The sequence below is a fragment of the Aureimonas sp. CAS genome, assembly GCF_059838215.1.
In genome coordinates, this window is sequence record NZ_CM187563.1 from 2,769,534 (window position 1) to 2,789,737 (window position 20,204).

General features: G+C 67.9%; 16 protein-coding genes and 1 pseudogene. 8 read left to right on the plus strand and 9 right to left on the minus strand.

What is annotated here, in order from left to right; all coding sequences use genetic code 11:
* The first annotated feature begins 107 nt into the window (after positions 1-107).
* On the plus strand, positions 108-497 hold the full coding sequence (locus tag AC6R2M_RS13255) for an acyl-CoA thioesterase (protein ID WP_500482884.1): 390 nt from the start codon (positions 108-110) through the stop codon (positions 495-497).
* Between the two features lie 43 nt (positions 498-540).
* Here AC6R2M_RS13255 and AC6R2M_RS13260 read toward each other — a convergent pair whose 3' ends face one another.
* Both AC6R2M_RS13260 and AC6R2M_RS13265 read right to left on the minus strand, forming a co-directional pair.
* Complete coding sequence (locus AC6R2M_RS13260; protein ID WP_500482886.1) at positions 541-1,221, minus strand: hypothetical protein; 681 nt, start codon at positions 1,219-1,221, stop codon at positions 541-543.
* An 83-nt stretch (positions 1,222-1,304) separates the two neighbouring features.
* Positions 1,305-2,576, minus strand: a complete 1,272-nt coding sequence (locus AC6R2M_RS13265) for an extensin-like domain-containing protein (protein WP_500482888.1) — start codon at positions 2,574-2,576, stop codon at positions 1,305-1,307.
* Positions 2,577-2,801: 225 nt separating this feature from the next.
* On the opposite strand from AC6R2M_RS13265, the gene AC6R2M_RS13270 reads away from it, so the two are divergent.
* Together AC6R2M_RS13270 and AC6R2M_RS13275 are read left to right on the plus strand one after the other, a co-directional pair.
* Complete coding sequence (locus tag AC6R2M_RS13270) at positions 2,802-3,803, plus strand: LysM peptidoglycan-binding domain-containing protein (RefSeq protein ID WP_500482890.1); 1,002 nt, start codon at positions 2,802-2,804, stop codon at positions 3,801-3,803.
* A 212-nt stretch (positions 3,804-4,015) separates the two neighbouring features.
* Positions 4,016-5,547 (plus strand): annotated as a pseudogene (locus tag AC6R2M_RS13275) (alpha/beta hydrolase).
* Here the strand turns inward: AC6R2M_RS13275 and AC6R2M_RS13280 are convergent.
* The 3 genes from AC6R2M_RS13280 to AC6R2M_RS13290 are packed head-to-tail and all read right to left on the minus strand — an operon-like array spanning position 5,544 to position 8,492.
* Positions 5,544-6,539 carry an ArsA family ATPase gene (locus AC6R2M_RS13280; RefSeq protein ID WP_500482892.1) on the minus strand — a complete coding sequence of 332 codons (996 nt, stop codon included), beginning with the start codon at positions 6,537-6,539 and terminating at the stop codon, positions 5,544-5,546. The pseudogene AC6R2M_RS13275 and the gene AC6R2M_RS13280 sit on opposite strands and share 4 nt — an antisense overlap.
* Entirely contained in the window at positions 6,530-6,811 is a 282-nt protein-coding gene (locus AC6R2M_RS13285; RefSeq protein WP_500482893.1) for a cory-CC-star protein, read from the minus strand. The genes AC6R2M_RS13280 and AC6R2M_RS13285 overlap by 10 nt, the downstream gene beginning before the upstream one ends.
* A 4-nt stretch (positions 6,812-6,815) precedes the next feature.
* On the minus strand, positions 6,816-8,492 hold the full coding sequence (locus tag AC6R2M_RS13290) for a carbon starvation CstA family protein (RefSeq protein WP_500482895.1): 1,677 nt from the start codon (positions 8,490-8,492) through the stop codon (positions 6,816-6,818).
* Positions 8,493-8,701: 209 nt separating this feature from the next.
* Here AC6R2M_RS13290 and uvrB point away from each other — a divergent pair, with 209 nt between their 5' ends.
* From uvrB to AC6R2M_RS13305, 3 genes are all read left to right on the plus strand, one after another.
* Entirely contained in the window at positions 8,702-12,211 is a 3,510-nt protein-coding gene (gene uvrB, locus AC6R2M_RS13295; protein WP_500482897.1) for an excinuclease ABC subunit UvrB, read from the plus strand.
* Between the two features lie 529 nt (positions 12,212-12,740).
* Positions 12,741-13,874, plus strand: a complete 1,134-nt coding sequence (locus tag AC6R2M_RS13300) for a hypothetical protein (protein WP_500482899.1) — start codon at positions 12,741-12,743, stop codon at positions 13,872-13,874.
* Between the two features lie 105 nt (positions 13,875-13,979).
* The gene (locus tag AC6R2M_RS13305; protein WP_500482901.1) at positions 13,980-14,594 is read left to right on the plus strand and encodes a YceI family protein; all 615 of its coding nucleotides are present in this window, start codon (positions 13,980-13,982) and stop codon (positions 14,592-14,594) included.
* A 586-nt stretch (positions 14,595-15,180) separates the two neighbouring features.
* Here the strand turns inward: AC6R2M_RS13305 and AC6R2M_RS13310 are convergent.
* Positions 15,181-15,543: a hypothetical protein gene (locus tag AC6R2M_RS13310; protein ID WP_500482903.1), complete on the minus strand. Its 363-nt coding sequence runs from the start codon at positions 15,541-15,543 to the stop codon at positions 15,181-15,183.
* A gap of 408 nt (positions 15,544-15,951) precedes the next feature.
* Between AC6R2M_RS13310 and AC6R2M_RS13315 the strand changes: the two genes are divergently transcribed.
* Positions 15,952-16,164 (plus strand): cold-shock protein, encoded by a 213-nt coding sequence (locus AC6R2M_RS13315; RefSeq protein WP_500482905.1) that lies wholly within the window; start codon positions 15,952-15,954, stop codon positions 16,162-16,164.
* Positions 16,165-16,460: 296 nt separating this feature from the next.
* The gene (locus AC6R2M_RS13320) at positions 16,461-17,219 is read left to right on the plus strand and encodes a BA14K family protein (protein WP_500482907.1); all 759 of its coding nucleotides are present in this window, start codon (positions 16,461-16,463) and stop codon (positions 17,217-17,219) included.
* 19 nt (positions 17,220-17,238) lie between these two features.
* Here AC6R2M_RS13320 and AC6R2M_RS13325 read toward each other — a convergent pair whose 3' ends face one another.
* From AC6R2M_RS13325 to AC6R2M_RS13335, 3 genes are read right to left on the minus strand one after another with little or no spacing between them, the layout of a single operon-like run.
* Positions 17,239-18,645 (minus strand): ATP-binding protein, encoded by a 1,407-nt coding sequence (locus AC6R2M_RS13325; RefSeq protein WP_500482909.1) that lies wholly within the window; start codon positions 18,643-18,645, stop codon positions 17,239-17,241.
* Positions 18,645-19,376 (minus strand): response regulator, encoded by a 732-nt coding sequence (locus AC6R2M_RS13330; protein ID WP_500482911.1) that lies wholly within the window; start codon positions 19,374-19,376, stop codon positions 18,645-18,647. The genes AC6R2M_RS13325 and AC6R2M_RS13330 overlap by 1 nt, the downstream gene beginning before the upstream one ends.
* Positions 19,373-19,912, minus strand: coding sequence for a MarR family winged helix-turn-helix transcriptional regulator (locus AC6R2M_RS13335; protein ID WP_500487594.1), 540 nt, complete (start codon positions 19,910-19,912; stop codon positions 19,373-19,375). Before AC6R2M_RS13335 ends, AC6R2M_RS13330 begins: the two co-directional genes overlap by 4 nt.
* Positions 19,913-20,204: the final 292 nt, after the last annotated feature.

A 20,204-nucleotide genomic window follows, 5' to 3' on the forward strand; every position in this document is an offset into this window, starting at 1 on the left:
CGCCGGCCTCGACGCCGCAGGGCTCCCATGCTCAGGCGAGGATTGCGGCTCTTCTTCCGTCCCGCCATCATCGCGGCCGGGGACGAAACCCGGGCAAAGGAGGGCGCATGAGCGAGACGGAACGGCCGAACGGCGAACTGACGATGCGGGTGCCCGCGATGCCGAAGGACGCCAATTCCGCCGGGGACATCTTCGGCGGCTGGGTCATGTCGCAGATGGATCTCGCCGCCGGCATCCGGGGCGCGGAGCGCGCTCAGGGGCGCGTGGTCACCATGGCCGTCAACACGCTGGTCTTCCGCCGACCCGTCCATGTGGGGGACGCGCTCAGCGTCTATTCGCGGATCGAGAAGATCGGGCGGACCTCCATCACCCTCTTCATCGAGGCCTGGGCGCAGCGCTATCTGACGCACGAGATGGAGAAGGTGACGGAGGGTGTCTTCGTGATGGTGGCTCTCGACGAGAACGGCCGCCCGAAGGCCGTTCCCCCTCAGGACTGACGAGAGGGACGCCGCGTCCGGCGCGGCGTCCCTCCTCGTTCGGTCAGTTGGCCGGACGCGGCTCCGGGCCGCCTTCGAGCCCGTCGATGACCGGGGTCTCCACGTTGGGCTCGTCCGGCAGGCCGTCCTCCAGAACCTCGATCGGCGGGCCGTCGGCGTTCTCATCGCCGCTCAGGGATTCGGGAAGCGGCGGCGTCTCGCCCGCCGCCGTGTCCTCCGGCAGCGGAACGTCCGGCGCGTCGTCCTGTCCCGGCTCGACCGGGGGAAGCGGCACGACGCCGGCCGCGCCCTGTGGCGCCGGCATCGCGGCGCCGGTCGCCGCGTCGATCAGCGGCCGAGCGGCCTCCATGCAGCCGCGCAGGGGCTCGTCGCCGCAGCGCACGGTCAGCGATCCGAGCGGGCCCATGTCGAGGCGGAAGCTGGCGCCTTCGCGCGGACCGTGATGCGGGCCGTGTCGTTCGCCGTGTTCGCGGAGTCCGCGCTCGCCCCGCTCCCCGCGCTCACGGTCGCGCTCACGGTCGCGGTCGCGGCCACGCTCACGCTCGCGGCGCTCTTCCCGGTCGCGCTCGCGATCCCTGTCGCGGTTGTCGGGTCCGCCGCGTTCTTCCGCGCGCGGTCCGCCACGCGGGCCGTCGGGTCCTCCGGGCGGCGGGGCGGGTTGTGCGAGGGCGATCGGCGCGGCGGCGAAGAGCAGCGCCGCGGCAAGCAGGGGAGTTCGCTTCATGGGGACATCCTCCGGGGGCGCGGGGCAGCCGCGCTGCCCCGACATGCCCCCGAAACGTCGCGATCCTCCGGTCCGGTTCCCCGTTACTTGCAGACGGGGCGCATTCTCGCCTTCACGTCGAAATGGAAGTGGTCGTCGTGCGCCCGGTTGTATCCGGGGCCGAGCACCGTTCCGAAGTAGCGGCAGCCCGCCTGCCGGATCTGGTTCTGGAAGGAGCGCTCGCGCGGCGAGAAGGCGCCCTTGGGCTCCACCAGGAAGGTTGAGCCGTCGGTGAAGCGCAGGCCGCGCACGTCGAGGGCGTTGCCGAGCGCGTGTTCGGAGATCGTGCGCGTGCCGGCGATCCGCGAAACGCGGTAGGACGAGGCGTTGATGACCGCCGCCGGCTGCTTCCACAGGGTCCAGCGGGCCGCCGAGCGGACCTCCTCGTCGAGCCAGCGCGCCGTCTGCAGCGCGGTCGCGCAGTTCAGGAGCGCGGGCGGCTGCATGGCGATGCCCTTGGCGGCCATCGTCACGCGGACGGGGTGCTGGATGCCGTGCGTGCGACCGTCGCCGACCGAGCGCGCGTCGGTGAACTGGACGCCGCGCCGCTGCAGCTCGCGCCGGCAGGCCGCTTCCTGGCGCGGCAGGGCGCGGTAGCCGGAGGGCGTGCGGCTTTCGTGCGCGCCGCGCCCCCAGCGGAACGGGTTCCAGCTCCAGCCGCGCGACTCCGGGCGCGCGGGCTCGACCCGCTCCAGCGCCGCATAGGACGGGACCGGCGTCTGGACGGGCGCGGGCGCGGCCGGCGCCACGGGCGCGGCGGGGCGCGGCACCGGCGCGGGTTCGGCGCCCGGCGTCACCTCGGTCAGCCCCTCCCAGGGGTCGAAATTGTCTTCCGGCACCGAGCCGTAGAGCCCGCCGGGGCTGGAATCGTCGATCGAGACGCCCGGCGTCAGCGGCGGCAGGGCGGCTTCCCGCACCGGCTCGGGCGCGGGCAGCGCGGCCGGTGCCTGCTGAACCGGATAGGTGCGGCCGTAATCGCCCGGTCCGGGCGGCGGCGTGTGCGAGACCTGCGTCTCCAGCGGCGCGGGCGGCATCGGCGCGGAGGCCGTCGCGGCGGGCTCGACCGGAGGCGGCAGGAATTGCGGCGGAGAGGGCTGGATGTTGCTGAAGTTCGACTGGTGCGGCGTCGAGCCGTCGGAGGAATAGGCCGGGCTCGGAACGTAGACCGGCGCCTCCCCCGGCGCGGGCGGCGGCGGCACGTGGCCGCCCCAGACGAGGGTCCCCTGGGCGATCGAAGCGCTCGGAAGGGCGCTCGCCGTCGCGATACCGGCGACGGCGAGCGTGACGATGCGCCATCCGTTTTTACGCAATACCATCGGGATGGCCTTTCATCCTCCGCGAAACTCGAGCGGATGAGGCGAAGGCTAGCCCGGTTTGGTAAGCGAAAGCTGAACGCGGCGCGCGATGGCCACCCCTTTACCGCCCCGCCCCTCCGAATTCGGCCGCTTTCCCCCGTTCAACTTCGCGTCAGCTTGGGTCCGCTAAGACCTCGGCCGACGGCTGCCGCCGGGCTTTCCGTCTTCGTCGAAGGGACCATCGTCATGTCGCCTGCCCGCCTGTCGCGCGCCGCCCTCGCTCTCGCCTTGGCGCTGCCTCTCCTGCCCGCCACAGCGCCCATCGCGAAGGCGCAGGCCGTCTCCGGCTGCTCGTCCGTCTGGGTCGTGCGCCCCGGCGACACGCTCTCGCGCATCGCGCGCAGCTGCGGCCTCTCGCCCGCCCAGATCCAGCGCGCCAATCCCCGGATCGACTGGAACCGTCTCCAGGTCGGCGCACGTGTCGCCCTCGACGGGCGCGGCGCAGGCGCCCCGCCCGCGCCCGCCCCCTCCGGGCGCTACGTCGTCCAGCGCGGCGACACGCTCTCCTCCATCGCGCGCGCCTTCGGCGTCCCGCTCCAGGCCTTCCTCGCCGCCAATCCGGGCCTGTCGGAGCGCGACCTGCAGGTGGGGCGCGAGATCGTCTTCGGCGGCGCCCGGCCGCCGCAGCCGCCCCGCCCGCCGCGTCCGGGCGCCGAACAGCGCAGCGTGCAGGTGTCGGTCGACGACGGCGAGGCCGTGCCTGGCGGCATCGTCGCCTTCCAGATCTCCGGCCTGCGGCCCGGCGAGCGCATCGTCGTCGCCACCGATCCCGACCGGGGCGGCTCGGGCACCGATCTGGGCGTGCGCGCCGGTCATCGCGGCATCGCGACGGCCGAGCTCGACCTGCCCGGCTCGGCGCGTCCGGGCCAGCGCTGGAGCTGGGAGGTGCTGGACGAGCGCATGCGCCCGCTCGCCTCGGGCGCCTACCGGATCGGTGAACCGCGCGGTCGTCCGGGCAATCCGGGTCGGCCGGGTTCCGATCGGGTCCGCGTCGTCGGCGTCCTGTCCAACGAGGGCGCGACCTGCCCGACGCTGCGCGGCGACAACGGCCGGCTCTACTCCATCGCCGGCGACCTCCAGGGCTATCGCGGCGGCGACCGCGTCGAGATCGTCGGCGAGGTCGCGGAGATGTCGGCCTGCATGCAGGGCACGACCATCGCGCCGGCCTCGATCCGCCCCGCCCGCTGAGGATCGAGGTTCGCCCTCGCGAGCGGCATGCCGGCCATCCGGAAAACCGTGTACGGTTTTCGGACGGGTGCCCTAGTTTGCCGCTCGTGCCGCAGACCCTGATCGATCTCGCGCGCCGCCTGCGCGCCAATTTCTCCACGCCGGGGCTTCTCCTCGGCGCGCTCTTCTACGCCGCCTCGCTGACGCCGAGCCTCCTGCCTCGCGAGCCCTACATGCAGGGGCCGCTCACCGGCGCCTCGCTGGCCGCGGGCTACGCCATCGGCGTTCTCCTCTCCTGGATCTGGCGCCAGCTCGAACTGCCGATGCCGAGCCGGCGCGCCGAGGGCTGGCTGAAGCTGACGGCCGGCCTCGTCTGCCTCGCCGCCGTCGTCGCCTTCGCCTGGCGTGCTGCCGAATGGCAGAGTTCGGTGCGCCGGCTGATGGATCTGCCGCCGGCCGAGACCGCCTATCCCTTCCAGGTCGCGTTGATCGCCATCCTGGTCTTCCTCGTCCTCAAGTCGCTCGGCCTCCTCTTCGGGCGGGTCTGGCTGTTTCTCTCGCGCCGGCTCAAGCGCCTCGTTCCGCGCCCCGTGGCGCGGCTCGTCGGCTTCGCGCTCACGGCCTTCCTGTTCTGGTGGGTGGCGAGCGGCGTCCTGTTCGAGCAGGCGCTGCGCCTCGCGGACTCGTCCTTTCAGGAGCTCGATCAGCGGATCGACCCCGAGACGCAGCGGCCGCAGAACCCTCTCAAGACTGGCAGCGACGCCTCGCTCGTCAACTGGGAGCTCCTCGGCTCTCGCGGCCGCCAGTTCGTCGCGTCGGGGCCGGGCGCGGATGAGATCGGCGCCTTCTTCGGCACGCCCGCTCTGGAGCCGCTGCGGATCTATGTCGGGCTGAACTCGCGCGAGACGGCGGAGGCCCGCGCCGAGCTCGCCTTCGAGGAGATGCTGCGCGTCGGCGCCTTCGAGCGCTCCGCCCTCGTCGTCGTGGTGCCGACTGGCACGGGCTGGATCGATCCGGCCGCACTCGACACGCTGGAATATCTGCATCGCGGCGACGTCGCCTCCGTCGCCCTGCAATACTCCTATCTGTCGAGCTGGCTGTCGCTGCTGGCCGAGCCGGGCTACGGCGCGGAGGCCGGGCGCGCGCTCTTCCGCATCGTCTACGATCACTGGACGAGCCTGCCGCGCGACGCCCGCCCGCGCCTCTATCTGCACGGGCTCTCGCTCGGCGCGATGAACTCCGAATCCTCCACCGACCTCTACGACGTGGTGGCTGATCCCTTCGACGGCGCGCTCTGGGCCGGTCCCCCTTCTCGACCAGCCAGTGGCGGCGCGTGACGGCCGAGCGCCAGCCGGGTTCGCCGGCCTGGCTGCCGCGCTTTCGCGACGGATCCATCATCCGCTTCGCCAATCAGGAAACGACGCTGGCCGACCAGGGCGACGAATGGGGGCCGATGCGGATCGGCTATCTTCAATATGCCAGCGACCCGGTCACCTTCTTCGACCCCTACGCCTTCCTGCGCGAGCCGGCCTGGATGCGCGACGAGCCGGGTCCGGACGTGACGCCCTATCTCCGCTGGTTCCCGGTCGTCACCATGCTGCAGCTCGCCTTCGACATGGCGGTCGCCACGACCTCGCCCATCGGCCACGGCCATGTCTACGCGCCCGAGCACTACATCGACGCGTGGATCGAGATCACCGAGCCGCCGGCGATCGAGCCGCAGACGCTGGAGCGGCTGAAGGACCTCTTCCGCAGTCGGTTCTAGTCTCGGGCGAGATGGCGCTCGCAGAAGGCGAGAAGCGCCTCGCCGCCGAGGATCTCGTCTTCCGCCAGCGGCAGTTCCACGAGCGCCGGCGCCGAGGGCCCCAGCGCCGAGCGCAACTGCGCCAGATGCCCGTCCTCCGCTTCGGCTCGGCGATCCATGAGAGCGCTTTCGCCGCGCGGCGAGCGTCGGTTGACGAGAAGTCCGCCGACCGGCACCCGCAGCTGCTCCAGCCGGCGATGAAGCTCGATCGTCTCCAATACCGGCAGCCGCTCGGGCGTCAGCACGATGAGGAAAGCCGTTCGCGCCTCGTCGGTCAGCGTCTCGCGCAGACGCTTGAAGCGGTCCTGGCGCCGCATCAGCGTGGCGCGCATGTCGTGCTCGCGCCCCGGCTCGCCGCCGAAGAGCTTCGCGCCCGGCTCCTCGCTCGCATCGGCCGCGCGGAACTGGCCGAGCGCGCTGGCGAAGCGGTCGGAGCGCTCGCGGGCCTTCAGGAGCCCGCTCGTCCAGGCGCCCATCAGTTCGGGCAGTTCGAGAAGCCGCGTCGTGTGGCCCGTCGGGGCGGTGTCGAAGACGACGAGGTCGTGGGTCGAAAGCCCCTCCTCCAGCGTCACGGCGATGCGCTCCAGAAGCGCGGCCTCGACCATGCCCGGCGCCTCGCGGGCCTGATCGAGGTGGCGGCGCACCTCGCCGCCGAGCCGTTCGGGCATCAGCTTGCGCAGCTGCCGCTCGACCCCTTTCAGATGCTCGTCCACGGTGCGCGCCGGATCGAGCTCGATCCCGTCGAGGCCCGCGGTCAGGCGCACGGGCTCCGAGCCGATCTCGCGTCCCCAGAGATGGCCGAGATTGTGCGCGGGATCGGTAGAGACGACGAGCACGCGGCGGCCCCGCGCCGCGTATCCGGCCGCGATCGCGGAGGCGAGCGTGGTCTTGCCGACGCCGCCCTTGCCGCCGAAGAAGAGGACTTGCCGATCCTCCAGCGCCTTCAGCAGCATCGGAACCCGTCGAGCGGCGAGTGCTCCATCCCCATGCGCCGGTGCCAGTCGTGGAACCGGTCGTAGAGCTCGGGCATGAGTTCGAGCGTGTAGTAGGTCGCCGGATTGGGCACGCCAAGGCTTTCGGAGAAGACGAGCATCATGAAGAGGTCGTCCTCTTCGCGCCTCGCCCGCGCGAAGGTCCGCCGGTAGGGCGCGGCGTAGAACTCGCCGAGCCCGGCGGAGACCGCCGCGAAGAGAGCGGCGGTCCGGGAGCGGGGACGCTCGGCCACGCGCCTATTCGGCGGGCTCGGCCGAGGCCTGGGTGTATTCGCGGCGCATGCCGCGCGCCGCCTCCACCGCCACGAACAGCGCCGCCACCAGCACCACGGCGCCTAGCCCGAAGAGCAGCCACTGGCCGTTCGAGAAGAAGGTGCCGAGCTGGATGAACAGGGCCAGGATCGCCATCACCAGGACGAAGGCGAGCGGGACGAGCACCGGCAGGACCGGGCGGCGCAGCCGCAGGAGCATGACCGCGACGACGGAGAGCGTCAGGCCGGCCAGGAGCTGGTTGGTCGTTCCGAACAGCGGCCAGATCAGCATGCCGCCCGCGCCGCCGGTGCCCGCGCCGAAGGCGAGCGCGAGACAGAAGGCGAGCGCCACGAGCGTCGCGACGGTGCCGTTCTGCAGAGGCTTGACGTGGGCGATCTCGCCCACCTCCTGCACCACGTAGCGCTGCAGGCGAAGCCCCGTGTCCATGGTCGTGCCCGCGAAGAGCGCCGCCATGACGGTGAGGATCGTCGCCGAGATGCCCACTTCGAGGCCCGTTCCGGCCGCCAGGATGTTCGCCCCGCCCTGCACGAAGGCGTTCACGCCGCCCGCCGAGAACTGGGTGTAGACGCCCTGCCAGGCTTCCAGCGTCGCGAAGCCGGCCGTGCAGGCCACGATCGCGGCCAGCGCCAGCATGCCCTCGCCCACCGCGCCGAAATAGCCGACGAAGCGGGCGTCCGTCTCCTTGTCGAGCTGCTTGGACGAGGTGCCCGAGGACACGAGGCCGTGGAAGCCAGAGATGGCGCCGCAGGCGATGGTGACGAAGAGCAGCGGCACGATCGAGGGAGTGCCCGCCGGCACGTCCGGATTGAAGGCCGGAACCACGATCTGCGGGCCCGCGATGAAGGTCGCCCCGTAGAGCAGGATCAGCCCGACGAAGAGCTGCAGCCCGTTGATGTAGTCGCGCGGCTGCAGCAGAACCCAGACCGGAAGCTGCGAGGCGATGCCGGCATAGATGAAGAGGTAGAGGATCCACTGCACGCTCGGCGTCATGCCGAGGAAGCTGTCCGGCAGCGTGATCGGATAGGCCTGACCGACGAAGACCAGCGCGTAGAGCACGATGACGCCGATCACCGAGGGCCAGAGCAGGCCGACGCCGTGACGATAGATGAGCTGGCCGATGACCAGCGCCACGCCGATCGCGCCCCAGATGGGGATGACGGCGGTGGGGAAGTTGACCAGAAGCCCGGCGATCACGACCGCGAAGACGGCGTTGACCATGAGCAGGAGGAGGAAGATCACCATCATGAAGATGGAGCGCGCGCGATGGCCGAGCACGTTCTCCGTCAGCGCCCCGATGGAGCGGCCCCGGTTGCGCGCGCTCGCCCAGAGCGCGCCGAAATCGTGCACGCCGGCGAAGAAGATCGTGCCGAGCACCACCCAGGCGAAGGCGGGACCCCAGCCCCAGATGACGGCGATGGCCGGGCCGACGATGGGCGCCGCGCCCGCGACGGAGGTGAAGTGGTGGCCCCACAGGACGAACTTGTTGGTCGGGACGAAGTCGACCCCGTCCTTCATCGTGTGCGCGGGCGTCTTGTAGTCGGGATCCAGCGCGTAGATGCGTTCGGCGACATATCTCGAATAGACGAAATAGCCGGCGGCAAAGGCCGCGAGGCCGATGACGATCAGAATCGTCGCGTTCATCTGGTTCCTCCCACGATGCGCCTGGCCTATCGCCCGGTTCCGCGCAGTCTCTCCCACGGGCCGCCCGCCCGCATGGCTTCTTATGGCGTCGCTCCGCGGGAAAGGCCACCGTTCCGCCGCAATTTCTTCGCCGCCGAGGTCACGATGCCGCGTTCGAGCCGGCATCTTCGCTCTTCTCCGGACCCGTTTCGTTCCCCATATTGGCGGTCATGGCCGACACTCCGCGCAAATCCCCCCGCCGCTCCCCGATCCTCGACTATTCGGACGCCTCGGAGCGGCTGACGGGAGGGTTCGGCGAGGCCCCGCAGCCCGAGTTTTCCGGCGTGGAGCTGGCCGGTCCGGTCTCCGGCTGGGCCGACGAGATCGCGCAGGGGCTGGAGGTCGAGGCCGAGCGCAAGGCCGCCGAGCCCGCAACGGCTCCGAGCGAAGCGAGGCGAGGCCGAACGGCCGTCGCGCCCGACAAGAGGCGTGGAGCGCCGCAGGCGCGACAGGGATCGCAGGAGGATGGCGCGCCCTCGCGGAGCCGCGGGCGCGAGCCCGCTGGCGGGAGCGCGGAGAAGACCAGGAAGCCGGCCGCGCCCGCCAAGGCGCCCAAACAGGACAAGGCCACGAAGTCCTCGCGCGGCACCTCCATGGGCGCGACCTCGGACCCGAAGAAGCGCGCAGCGGCCGGGCTCAACCCCGTCGCCGGCATGGACGTCAGCCTCGAGGACGCGGCGGCGCTGCCGGCCGGCGGCGTCACCGCCACGGTGGACGCGCTCACCAAGCTGATCTCGGAGGGCAACCCGCTTCTGAAGAACGGCGAGATCTGGCTGCCGCACCGGCCCGCCCGCCCGCAGAAGTCAGAAGGCGGCATCCCCTTCCGCATCCAGTCCGAATACGAGCCGAAGGGCGACCAGCCGACGGCGATCCGCGACCTCGTCTCCGGGATCACGGAGACGGGCGACCAGACGCAGGTGCTCCTCGGCGTCACCGGCTCGGGCAAGACCTTCACGGTCGCCAACGTCATCGAGAAGACGCAGCGCCCGGCGCTGATCCTGGCGCCGAACAAGACGCTGGCGGCCCAGCTCTACGGCGAGTTCAAGAACTTCTTCCCCGACAACGCCGTCGAGTATTTCGTCTCCTACTACGACTACTACCAGCCGGAGGCCTACGTCCCGCGCTCCGACACGTTCATCGAGAAGGAATCCTCGATCAACGAGCAGATCGACCGGATGCGCCACGCTGCCACGCGCGCGCTTCTGGAGCGCGACGACTGCATCATCGTCGCCTCCGTCTCCTGCATCTACGGTATCGGCTCGGTCGAGACCTACACGGCGATGACCTTCCAGATGTCGGTCGGCGACCGGCTCGACCAGCGCCAGCTCCTCGCCGACCTCGTCGCCCAGCAGTACAAGCGCCGCGACATGGACTTCACCCGCGGCTCCTTCCGCGTGCGGGGCGACACGATCGAGCTCTTCCCCGCCCACTTGGAGGACCGCGCCTGGCGCATCTCGCTCTTCGGCGACGAGATCGAGGCGATCCACGAGTTCGACCCGCTGACCGGACAGAAGACCGACGATCTGAAGTCGGTGAAGATCTACGCCAACTCGCATTACGTCACGCCGCGCCCGACGCTGCAGCAGGCGGTGAAATCCATCCGCGCCGAGCTGAAAGACCGGCTCGTCGAGCTGAACGCCGCCGGGCGCCTTCTGGAGGCGCAGCGGCTGGAGCAGCGCGTCGGCTTCGACATCGAGATGATCGAGGCCACCGGCTCCTGCAACGGCATCGAGAACTATTCGCGCTACCTCACCGGCCGCCTGCCCGGCCACCCGCCGCCGACGCTCTTCGAATATCTGCCCGACAACGCGCTGGTCTTCATCGACGAGAGCCACGTCACCATCCCGCAGATCGGCGCCATGTATCGCGGCGACTTCCGCCGCAAGGCGACGCTGGCCGAATACGGCTTCCGCCTGCCCTCCTGCATGGACAACCGCCCGCTTCGCTTCGAGGAGTGGAACGCGATGCGCCCGCCCACCGTCGCGGTCTCGGCGACGCCCGGCCCGTGGGAGCTGGAGGAATCCGGCGGCGTCTTCGCCGAGCAGGTGATCCGCCCGACGGGCCTGACCGATCCCCCGGTGGAGATCCGCCCGGCGCGCGCGCAGGTGGACGACCTCTTGGGCGAAATCCGCGAGACGGTCGCCAAGGGCTATCGCGTGCTCGCCACCGTCCTTACCAAGCGCATGGCCGAGGACCTCACCGAATATCTGCACGAGCAGGGCGTGCGCGTCCGCTACATGCACTCCGACATCGACACGCTGGAGCGCATCGAGATCATCCGCGACCTGCGGCTCGGCGCCTTCGACGTCCTGGTCGGCATCAACCTCCTGCGCGAGGGCCTCGACATTCCCGAATGCGGGCTCGTCGCCATTCTCGACGCCGACAAGGAAGGGTTCCTGCGCTCGGAGACCTCGCTCATCCAGACGATCGGCCGCGCGGCGCGAAACGTCGACGGCAAGGTCATCCTCTACGCCGACCGCACCACCGGCTCGATGGAGCGCGCCATCGCCGAGACCAACCGGCGCCGCGACAAGCAGGAGGCCTACAACGCCGAGCACGGCATCACGCCGGAATCGGTGAAGGCGAAGATCGCCGACATCCTCGATTCCTACTACGAGAAGGATCACGTCCGGGTCGACACGGGGCGCGACACGAAGGAAGGCGCGCTCGTCGGCAACAATCTGCGCTCGCATCTGGAGCATCTGGAGAAGGAGATGCGAAAGTCGGCCGCCGATCTCGACTTCGAGAAGGCGGCGCGGCTGCGCGACGAGATCAAGCGCCTGCAGGCGACCGAGCTCGCCATCGCGGAGGACCCGATGGCGCGCGATCTGGCCATCGAGGACGGCCTGTCCGCCTATCCCTCCGGCGCGCCCGCCGCGCGCGGCAAGGGCCGCTACGGCAAGAAGCCCGCCCCCGCCGCCAATGCGCGCTTCGGCCCGAAGGGCGAACCCCTGGCCCCGCGCGGCGAGGCAGCCCTTTCCGGCAGAGGGGGGTCCATACGAGAGGGCGACGATGCAGCCTCGCCCTCTCCCGTCCCGGGAGAGGGTGTCCACCGGACGGGCGAGACGAGTGGCTCGCCCACGAGCAGGGGGGTGAGGGCTTCGGAGGGCGCCGACGAGTCAAGGTCCACCTCCGGCCCCGCCTCGCTCAACCGCGTGAACCCGGTCTTCGGCCCCGGCGGCGAGCCCATCGCCTCGCGCCTCACCGCCGAGCGCGACGAGGCGACCTCGAAGAAGAGCCGCGACGCCGAAGCCTCCCCCTCTCCCGGTACGGGAGAGGGTGCCGGCAGGCGGGTGAGGGCATCACAGGGCTCGTCGTCGGACAGCTCGGCCCCCTCCCCCTCCTACTTCGCCAAGCCCTCGCTCGACGACATGGGGCCGGGCACCGACACGCCGACGCCCAACCGCTCGCCCGGCGAAGCCGGGCAGACCGGCCAGAGCTACTTCCGCAAGAACTCGCTGGACGAGATGACGGTCGGCCGCACGGAGAAGCCGAAGGGCGGACCCGCGCCGCAGAAGCCGGCGCCGGTCACGTCGGGCGACAGGCCCGCGCCAGCCGCGTCCGGCGACGATGCGCGTCCCATCCGCCGCGAGCGCATCGGTCGCGGCTCCTACGAGGACGCGGGCGACGAGAAGCGCAAGAAGCGCCGGCCGGGCAAGACGGGTCGGCCGGGGCGGTAGGGCTCTTCACCCTTGGACAATCCCGTCCGTTCTCCCTGACAAGACGGATCGATCCGTCTTATGTCGGGAGACATGCTATGACGAAACTCGGGAAGATAGAGCGCCACATCGTGACACTTTCGCCAGCGAACCGGCGCGTCCGCGCGTATGCTTCAAACGGCAAAGGCGCAGCCCTTCAACCGACGGATCGCAGCCGATGGTACAGCGGTCGGTCGGAGGTGGCTAAAGCGGCATTCGCGGACGATAGCAGCGGCAAAACGGGGGCGATCGGGCTGAGTTATCTATCAACGCATACATTTAAAACGTCGATAGAAATTTTCGTTTCGCCGACGACGGCCCTCCTTACCAATTTTTCCTACTAATTCGCAAATTAAGCGATCACAGATTTATTCTATAACGGGGTGTACCCAAATCACTTTCAATAATTAAAATTAGATGAAACTACATATAAACTCAAATTTTTAATAAATGAATAAGAATTGTTAAGAATATATTTATATACAACTATCTGATGTGAAGAAGAGATCGAATGCAAAAAGGCACTCCTCGACTAATCGGCGCCTATCAGGCTCGAACGGCAGTGATTGAGACGATCGTGACAGCTGCAGTAATGGCAGTCGGCGCAGGACTCATCTCTTCGAGTATTTTTCCTGATATAATATATTTCCCTCTTTTAGTCGGTTGCACGATAGTTGCCTTAGGAATATTTTACCTTTCCTCCAAAATTAAGTCACTAAGTCGATTCTCTATATATTTAGAACCTTTGATCGTCTTTTCTGAGAATAACTCGATTCCCATACCAATAGAGTCGTATGAATTTTCTGAGAAAACTGCGCAATACATCCAAGCCGCCACGAAGGAAAGTTCCGGCTTACGGCGTATGTGGGAGAATAACGACCCCTTCTACGACTCAAATTATGTTATAACCGAAAAGGGAAAGCTTGCTACGGAGGCTGTAGAGTACTACGTTATGAAGCTCCTATCCAGTCATCTGGAGAGCTATATAAAAAGAGAAAATATTCAAGGATTTCCAACTGAGCAGTTCGACCGAGAAGCGCTTCCCGGAGTGATTCTACAAAACCGTTTTGCTGATTTGTTTTCGAGACCCATGAATGAACGAGACGGGTTTCAATCAGAAAACAAAAACAAGCCACTCGGAAAAATTGTCGCTGCATACGGACCAGATGGCCACTATTATAGTTCATTTGATATAACATTGCCAAAGGGCTCTAAATTTGAACGAGAATCTAGGGGTTGCTTTAAGATAGGTTCAAAATACTTCTCGATGAAGATTTTGTGCAAACTTACTGAATTTAACACGATTACGGCTCCACGCTTTGAGGAGCTTTACCTGATGCGTCGATTTAGAGAAGTCGATGTCCGGCAGTGTAAAATTGAAATTGACTTTTACGTACCCGTACACAAACTATTCGTCCAAAACCAAAAGCATCACTATCTTTGGGTAGATTCATTTATCCAGAGCTTATGTCAATCCGCTGATTTTTCACTATTTTTGAAGGAAATCCAGTGGACACAAGTTCTCTGCTTAGCCCGCGTTATGAGCCGATCCGCTGTTAATCAGGTTGGAGATAACGGTAAGAGTGAACAAAAACCTACCTCTATTGTCATCTCCAAGTCGGCCAAGTCCGAGCAAAGCGACTGAATTTAAAAAATGGAACCTAAACAGCTTGCTATATGTGCAAAAATTTGTGTTTCGCAATTGTCGCCCTTATCCCGCCCCCCGGGTCCTCCCAACGCGAGACCCGCCATGATCCTGCGCACCGCCCTCCCCGCTCTTCTCCTCCTCGCCACGCCTGCCTTCGCCCAGGTGGCGGAGCCCGATCCGACGCTCGCGTCCTCCGGCACCTACGTCACCGACGAGCACCACACCGGCCTGACCTTCCGCGTGATGCATTTCGGCCTGTCGAACTACACGGGCCGGCTGACCGACGTTGAGGCGACGCTGGAATGGAGCGCCGAGGACCCGGCGGCGTCCTCGCTCACCGCCACGATCGGCGCGGCTTCGGTCGACACCGACTATGAGGGCGACAGCGATTTCGACACCGAGATCGAGGCGAACTTCCTGAATGCGGGGGAAAACCCGGAGATCGCCTTCACCTCGACGCAGATCGAGATCACCGGTGAGACGACCGGCCGCGTGACGGGCGACCTCTCTTTCCACGGCACGACGCGGCCCGTCGTTCTCGACGTCACCTTCAACGGGGCGTTTGCGCAAGGCCCCGTGCTGGAGCGCCCCCAGCTCGGCTTTTCCGCCACGACCACGATCGACCGCACGCTCTTCGGCTCGGATCATCTGGCGCCCAATGTCGGCACCGAGGTCGAGATCTGGATCCAGGCGGAGTTCGTGCAGGAGGCCGACTAGCGGACGCAATCCTCGCGAACTTATCCCCCTTCCGCGATGCTCGCGCATACTCTCCTCACCGCCGGCCCTGACGGGCGCGAATGATCACCGGGATCGTTCGGGGCTGGCGGGCGGGTCCGGTCGTTTCGCCCCTTCCGGAGGGGCGGCTCGGTCGGGCGGAGCCAGTCGATGCCGGCGCCGAGCGAAAAGGCGGCGCCGGGAATTACCCGGCGGAACCTCTAATGGCCTGTGTGGGTCTGACGAATTCCGGGGCACGCCCTTGAGGCCGGACACGCCATCCGGCCGAAGGCATCGGCAGTCTGCAGGTGGCACTGCAGGCGTCACGTTTCGCAGCACCCGTGTGGAGCGCCGGAGGCGAGCCGCAATCATTTCCACTATCGGAGGGCGAGCCTCCGGTGCTCCACCCGCCCGTTCATTCGGGTTGGTCACAGGGGCCCCTCACCGACGAGGCGGAAGCCAAGGAGGTTAAGGAGGGGAAAGAGAAAACCTCGGCCCCGGCGCGAGGTCGCTCAAGCGCGTCCGGAGACGAGGTCCGCGAAAAAGAAAGGGCCGCGACGCGCGTCGCGGCCCTTTCCTCGACCCGTCGTCAGTTCGGCGAGACGGCGGTCGGCACGCCGGGCGTCGTGTCCAGCGGGATGCCGTTGAGCGGCCCGGTGGTGCCGGGCGCCCCGCTCATCAGTCCGGGCGCCGGCACGCCGGCCGCGCCGACGCCGCCGGAAAGGCCGCCGGCCCCGCTCGGGCCGCCGCGCTCGGTCGTGGTGGTCGTCGACATGCCGACGCCCGGAAGCGCGCCGGTGCCCAGCACCGCGTCGATGCCGGTGTCGGCCTCGACGCTCACGGGCGGCGGCGGGGCGAGGCGCGCCTCGGCCTCGGCGCTGACCGCCTGCGCGAAGGCGGGCGTGGCGGCGGCAAGAGCGAAGCCGGCGGCGGCGAAGATCGTCGTCCTCATCGTTCAGTCATCCTTTCGTCTCGGCGGGCGAGCCTGTCGCCCTCGTGGAAAGGCGAACGGCGGGACGGCACTCGCGTTCCCGCATGGGGCTCGCCGCCGACGCAAGGGAAGAATGGCCTCTTCGAGGCGGAAAGGGGGTGAACCGAGGATTACCCGCCGCTCGCAAGTCTGCAGCCCAACCAAACGTGAAGTGACGGCGAAAAACTTTTGCTTGCCAAGTCCAACGACCGCCTGCAATCTTCCAGCGTTCGGGCAAATTCGCGAACACGGGTAATGGACGAATTGCGTATCGGGAGCGCATCTCCCGAGCGGCACTCGCCGCGATGTGTGTCGGTTCCTTTTCCTCGCATCAAGACTTGCCTGCCACGGCTCTCTTCGAGCCACATCGAAATGGAAAAGGGTTCCATCATGTCTCAGACCGGCACGGTCAAATTCTTCAACACCGAGAAGGGCTTCGGTTTCATCAAGCCGGACAATGGCGGCGCGGACATCTTCGTCCACATCTCCGCCGTGCAGGCCTCGGGCCTCACTGGCCTCGTCGAGAACCAGAAGGTCTCCTACGACACCGAGCCGGACAAGCGCGGCAAGGGCCCGAAGGCCGTCAACCTCCAGGCCGAGTAAGCCTTTCGAGGCCAGGTCGCTCGGCCGGCCGTCACGCCGGCGCCAGCGAGCGCCCGACCGACACACACATTGCCGCCCGCGCGAGCGCATCCCGCGGGTGTGTTTCCCGAAGAGGCCGAGCCGTCCGCACCGCGTCTCGCCCCGCCTCGATGCCGCGTACCCGCGCATTCGATTCAAGTTCGAGCCGTTAACGCCAGCGCCGCAAATGCGCCGCCTCGCGTTCGCTCCGCCCTTCCCAACCGCTCCGGTCGCCCCTACTCCTTAAGGCTTCGTTAACGCTGCATGGGAGGCGACCCTTGCCGGCACGCCTGCATCTGGGAGCCCTCGCGCTCGTTCTGTCCGGCGCGGCGCTCGTCGCGCCCGCTCCGACGCTCGCGCAATCGTTCGGCATCGACTTCGGCGCGCCGGCCGGCGAGGACGTCCTCGACGGCGGCGGCTGGGGGCCGCCCCCGCCGCAGACGCTCCGGCCGATCGCCCGCCCCGTGGAGGAGCGCGCCCATCTGCGCCGCCCCTCGACGCAGCGCTCGGTCACCTACGCCCATGCCCGCCCGCGCTCGACCTATTTTCGCGGCACGGGCGTCTTCGCCAACGCCAATCCGGTCGGCGGCAGCGTGATCTACGTCCATGCGCTTCCGCCCGCGCCGCCCGTCGCGCCGCCCGGCCCGCGCATCATCGACGTCGAGCGGGAACGTCTCGACCGCGCTCCCCACGGGACGAACGGCCGGTCCGTCATCCATGTCGGCTCGGCGAAGATCATCCGGCTCGCGCCCGATCGCCCGCAGGCGGAAAAGGACATGGCCGCGCTCCCGGCACCGCGCGACGCGTCCGATGGCGTTCGCCGGGCGGCCCCCGCCCCGGCCCTGCCCTACGAGGTCGAACCGCTCGACGAGGCGATGCCGGATACGCCCGTCGAAGCGGAAGCGAACGTCCCGGAACCGTGGTCCGACGACTGGCGCCGTCACTGCGAGACCGCGCACGAGAGCTTCGACGCCGCCCTCGGCACCTATCTCGGAAGGGACGGGCGCCGCCGCTTCTGCACGGGCGAAGCGATCTGAGCCGGACTCGCCCGGGCCTCTAACGCAGCGGGATCCGCACGGTCGCGCGCAACCCGCCCAGCGGCGAGTGCGTCAGCTGGATGTCGCCGCCGTGGCTGCGGGCGATGTCGCGCGCGATGGCAAGGCCGAGCCCCGTTCCGCCGTCGTCGATGTTGCGCGCCGCGTCCAGCCGCACGAAGGGCTTGAACGCCTCCTCGCGGTCCTCGATGGAGATCCCCGGCCCGTCGTCGTCCACGACGACGGACAGCCATCGCTCGTCGCGTCGCGCCCGCACCTCGACGCGGTCCGCGTGGCGCAGCGCATTGGCGGTCAGGTTCGTCAGAATGCGCATGAAGCCGTCCGGCCGCACGACCACCCGGCCGTCGCCTTCGACGGTCGTCAGCAGCGTCTTGCCCTCGTCGCGCGGGAGCGTCTCCAGCCGGGCGAGCATCGCCTGGAGATCGACCTCGCTCGGCTCCTCCCCGGATTCGCCCTTGGCGAAGGCCAGATAGCCCTCCAGCATGCGGCTCATCTCGTCGATGTCGTGCTCCAGTTCGCGGCGGTCCTCCGAGTCGGCGAAGAAGGAGATCTGGAGCCGGAAGCGCGTGAGCACGGTGCGCAGATCGTGGCTGACGCCGCTCAGCATCTGCGTTCGCTGCTCGATCTGCCGCTCGATGCGGTCGCGCATCTGGATGAAGGCGAAGGAGGCGCGGCGCACTTCCGACGCGCCGCGCACCCGGAAGTCGGGCGGCATGGGCTGGCCGCGCCCGAAGCTTTCCGCGGCCTCGGCCAGCTTCTGGATCGGTCGGATCTGGTTGCGCAGGAACAGAACCGAGATGAGGATCAGGACCAGCGAGGAGGACACCATCCACACGATGAAGATGTGGGTGTTCGAGGCGTAGGCAGAGTTGCGGCGCGCGAAGATGCGAAGGACGGAATCGTCGAGCGCGATCCGGATCTCGAGAAGACGGGAATCGCCGACCGTGTCGATCCAGAAGGGGCGCGCGATTTGGTTCTCGATCTCTTCCGACAGAATGCCGTCGAGGATGTTGAAGAAGGGGCGCGGCGCGGCCTCCGGCAGGGGTTCGGGCGGCAGGATCGAGACGTTGAGGTCAAGACGCTCGCGCGCGATCCGCTCGATCGTGGCGTGGTTGTCGGTGTCGGGATAGCTCTCGATCATGTCGATGATCGCGGAGATGTCGCGCACCACGGCCGTGGACAGGCGCTCGGTCACCGTCGCCCAGTGCCGCTCCATGAAGACGATCGAGACGATCGCCTGCAGCAGGATCATCGGCGCGATGATGATGATGAGCGAGCGCGCATAGAGGCCCGAGGGCGCGAACTTGCCCAGCCATCCGGGGAAGCGCAAACCGCGCAGGCGAACCGAGCGCGGCAGGCGGGGCCAGCGGCGTCCCGGCGCCAGTCCGAAGCGCTCCAGAAAGGCCATCAGTCGACGTTCAGCCGGTAGCCGATCCCGCGCACCGTCTGCAGCCAGAGCGGATTGGCCGGGTCGCTCTCGATCTTGCGGCGCAGCCGGTTGATCTGCACGTCCACCGCCCGCTCGCCGACGTCGGTCTCCGATCCGATGAGGTCCTGGCGGGCGATCGTGTCGCCGGCCTTCATGGCGAACTGGGCCATGATCTCCTGCTCGCGGTCGGTCAGGCGCACGACATCGCCGCCCCGCTTCAGCTCGCGGCGCGACAGGGAGAAGTGGAAGGGCCCGAAGCGGACGTTCTCGACCTTCTGGATGGGGGCCGGACCGCCGCGCTTCAGGATGTTGTTGATGCGAAGCAGCAATTCGCGCGGATCGAAGGGCTTGGTCAGGTAGTCGTCCGCGCCCGCCTCGAGCCCGTCGATCCTGTCCCCGATCTCCGAGCGCGCCGTCAGCATCAGGATCGGCGTCGGACGCACGGCCGAAAGGCTGCGCACGAGATCGAGGCCGCTTTCGCCGGGCATCATCACGTCGACGACGAGAAGGTCGAAATCGAGCCCCTGGAGAAGGCGCCGCGCCGAGGCGGCGTCCGCGGCGGTGGAGACGCGGAAGGCGCGCTCGCTGAGGAAGCGGGACAGAAGCGAGCGGATGCGGCGATCGTCGTCGACGATCAGCACATGCGCCGCGTCGTCGTCGGGTCCAGGCCGCGCGGGGGCGGCTTCGGCTTGCGCCTCCTCCAGGCTCATCTGCGCTCCGTCTTCACGATGCCCTTGCGGGCGAACCAGTCTCGGGTCGCCGCGCGGTCGCCGCCCATCTCGAAGAGGAAGTCGCCGACCCAGGGCACTTCCTCCATGCGGGACGCGGCCAGCGCCGCATCGATCCGGCGGGCCTGCGCGCGCGACAGCTCCAGGGTCAGCTCCCGGCCCTTCGTCGTCGGGTAGAGCCGGCGCTGGCGCCGGTCCTCGTCGCCCGGCTGAAGCACCACGAAATTCTCGTCCACCAGCTGCCGCAGGACGCGCGACAGCGACTGCTTCGTGATCTGGAGAAGATCGAGGATGGCGGCGATCGTCATGCCGGGGTCCCGATTGACGAAGTGGAGGATGCGGTGATGGGCGCGTCCGAAACCATAGCGCTCGAGGATCTCGTCGGCGTCGCCGGTGAACTCGCGATAGGCGAAGAAGAAGAGTTCAATGAGGCGGAAGTCCACCTCGCCGGTCGTCGGCAGCGCGTCGACGGCGATCCCCCCGCCCTCGTTTTCCGCTCGGCTGTCTTCCACGCGCATGTCCATGAAAATAGGTCAGCATTGTTGACGTATTCGCCGTCCATTGTTACACCCTCACCACGCGGACGAACAGTCGCCAAGGGGTTCGAACGCGGCTAAGGTGGCGTCGGGAGACGGGTTTCGTCGTGTCCGGGCCGCCTGCGGGCACGACCGGCGACAGACCCAACAGGGCATCGGCCCGAGGCCCGAGTTCGGTCTTCGAAAAGCCTGATGGCCGCCATCACATTCGGTGGAGCGACCTTTCCAGCGCCCGGACGGACGCATGGCGCTCCTTCAGATCGGGAGAGAGAGC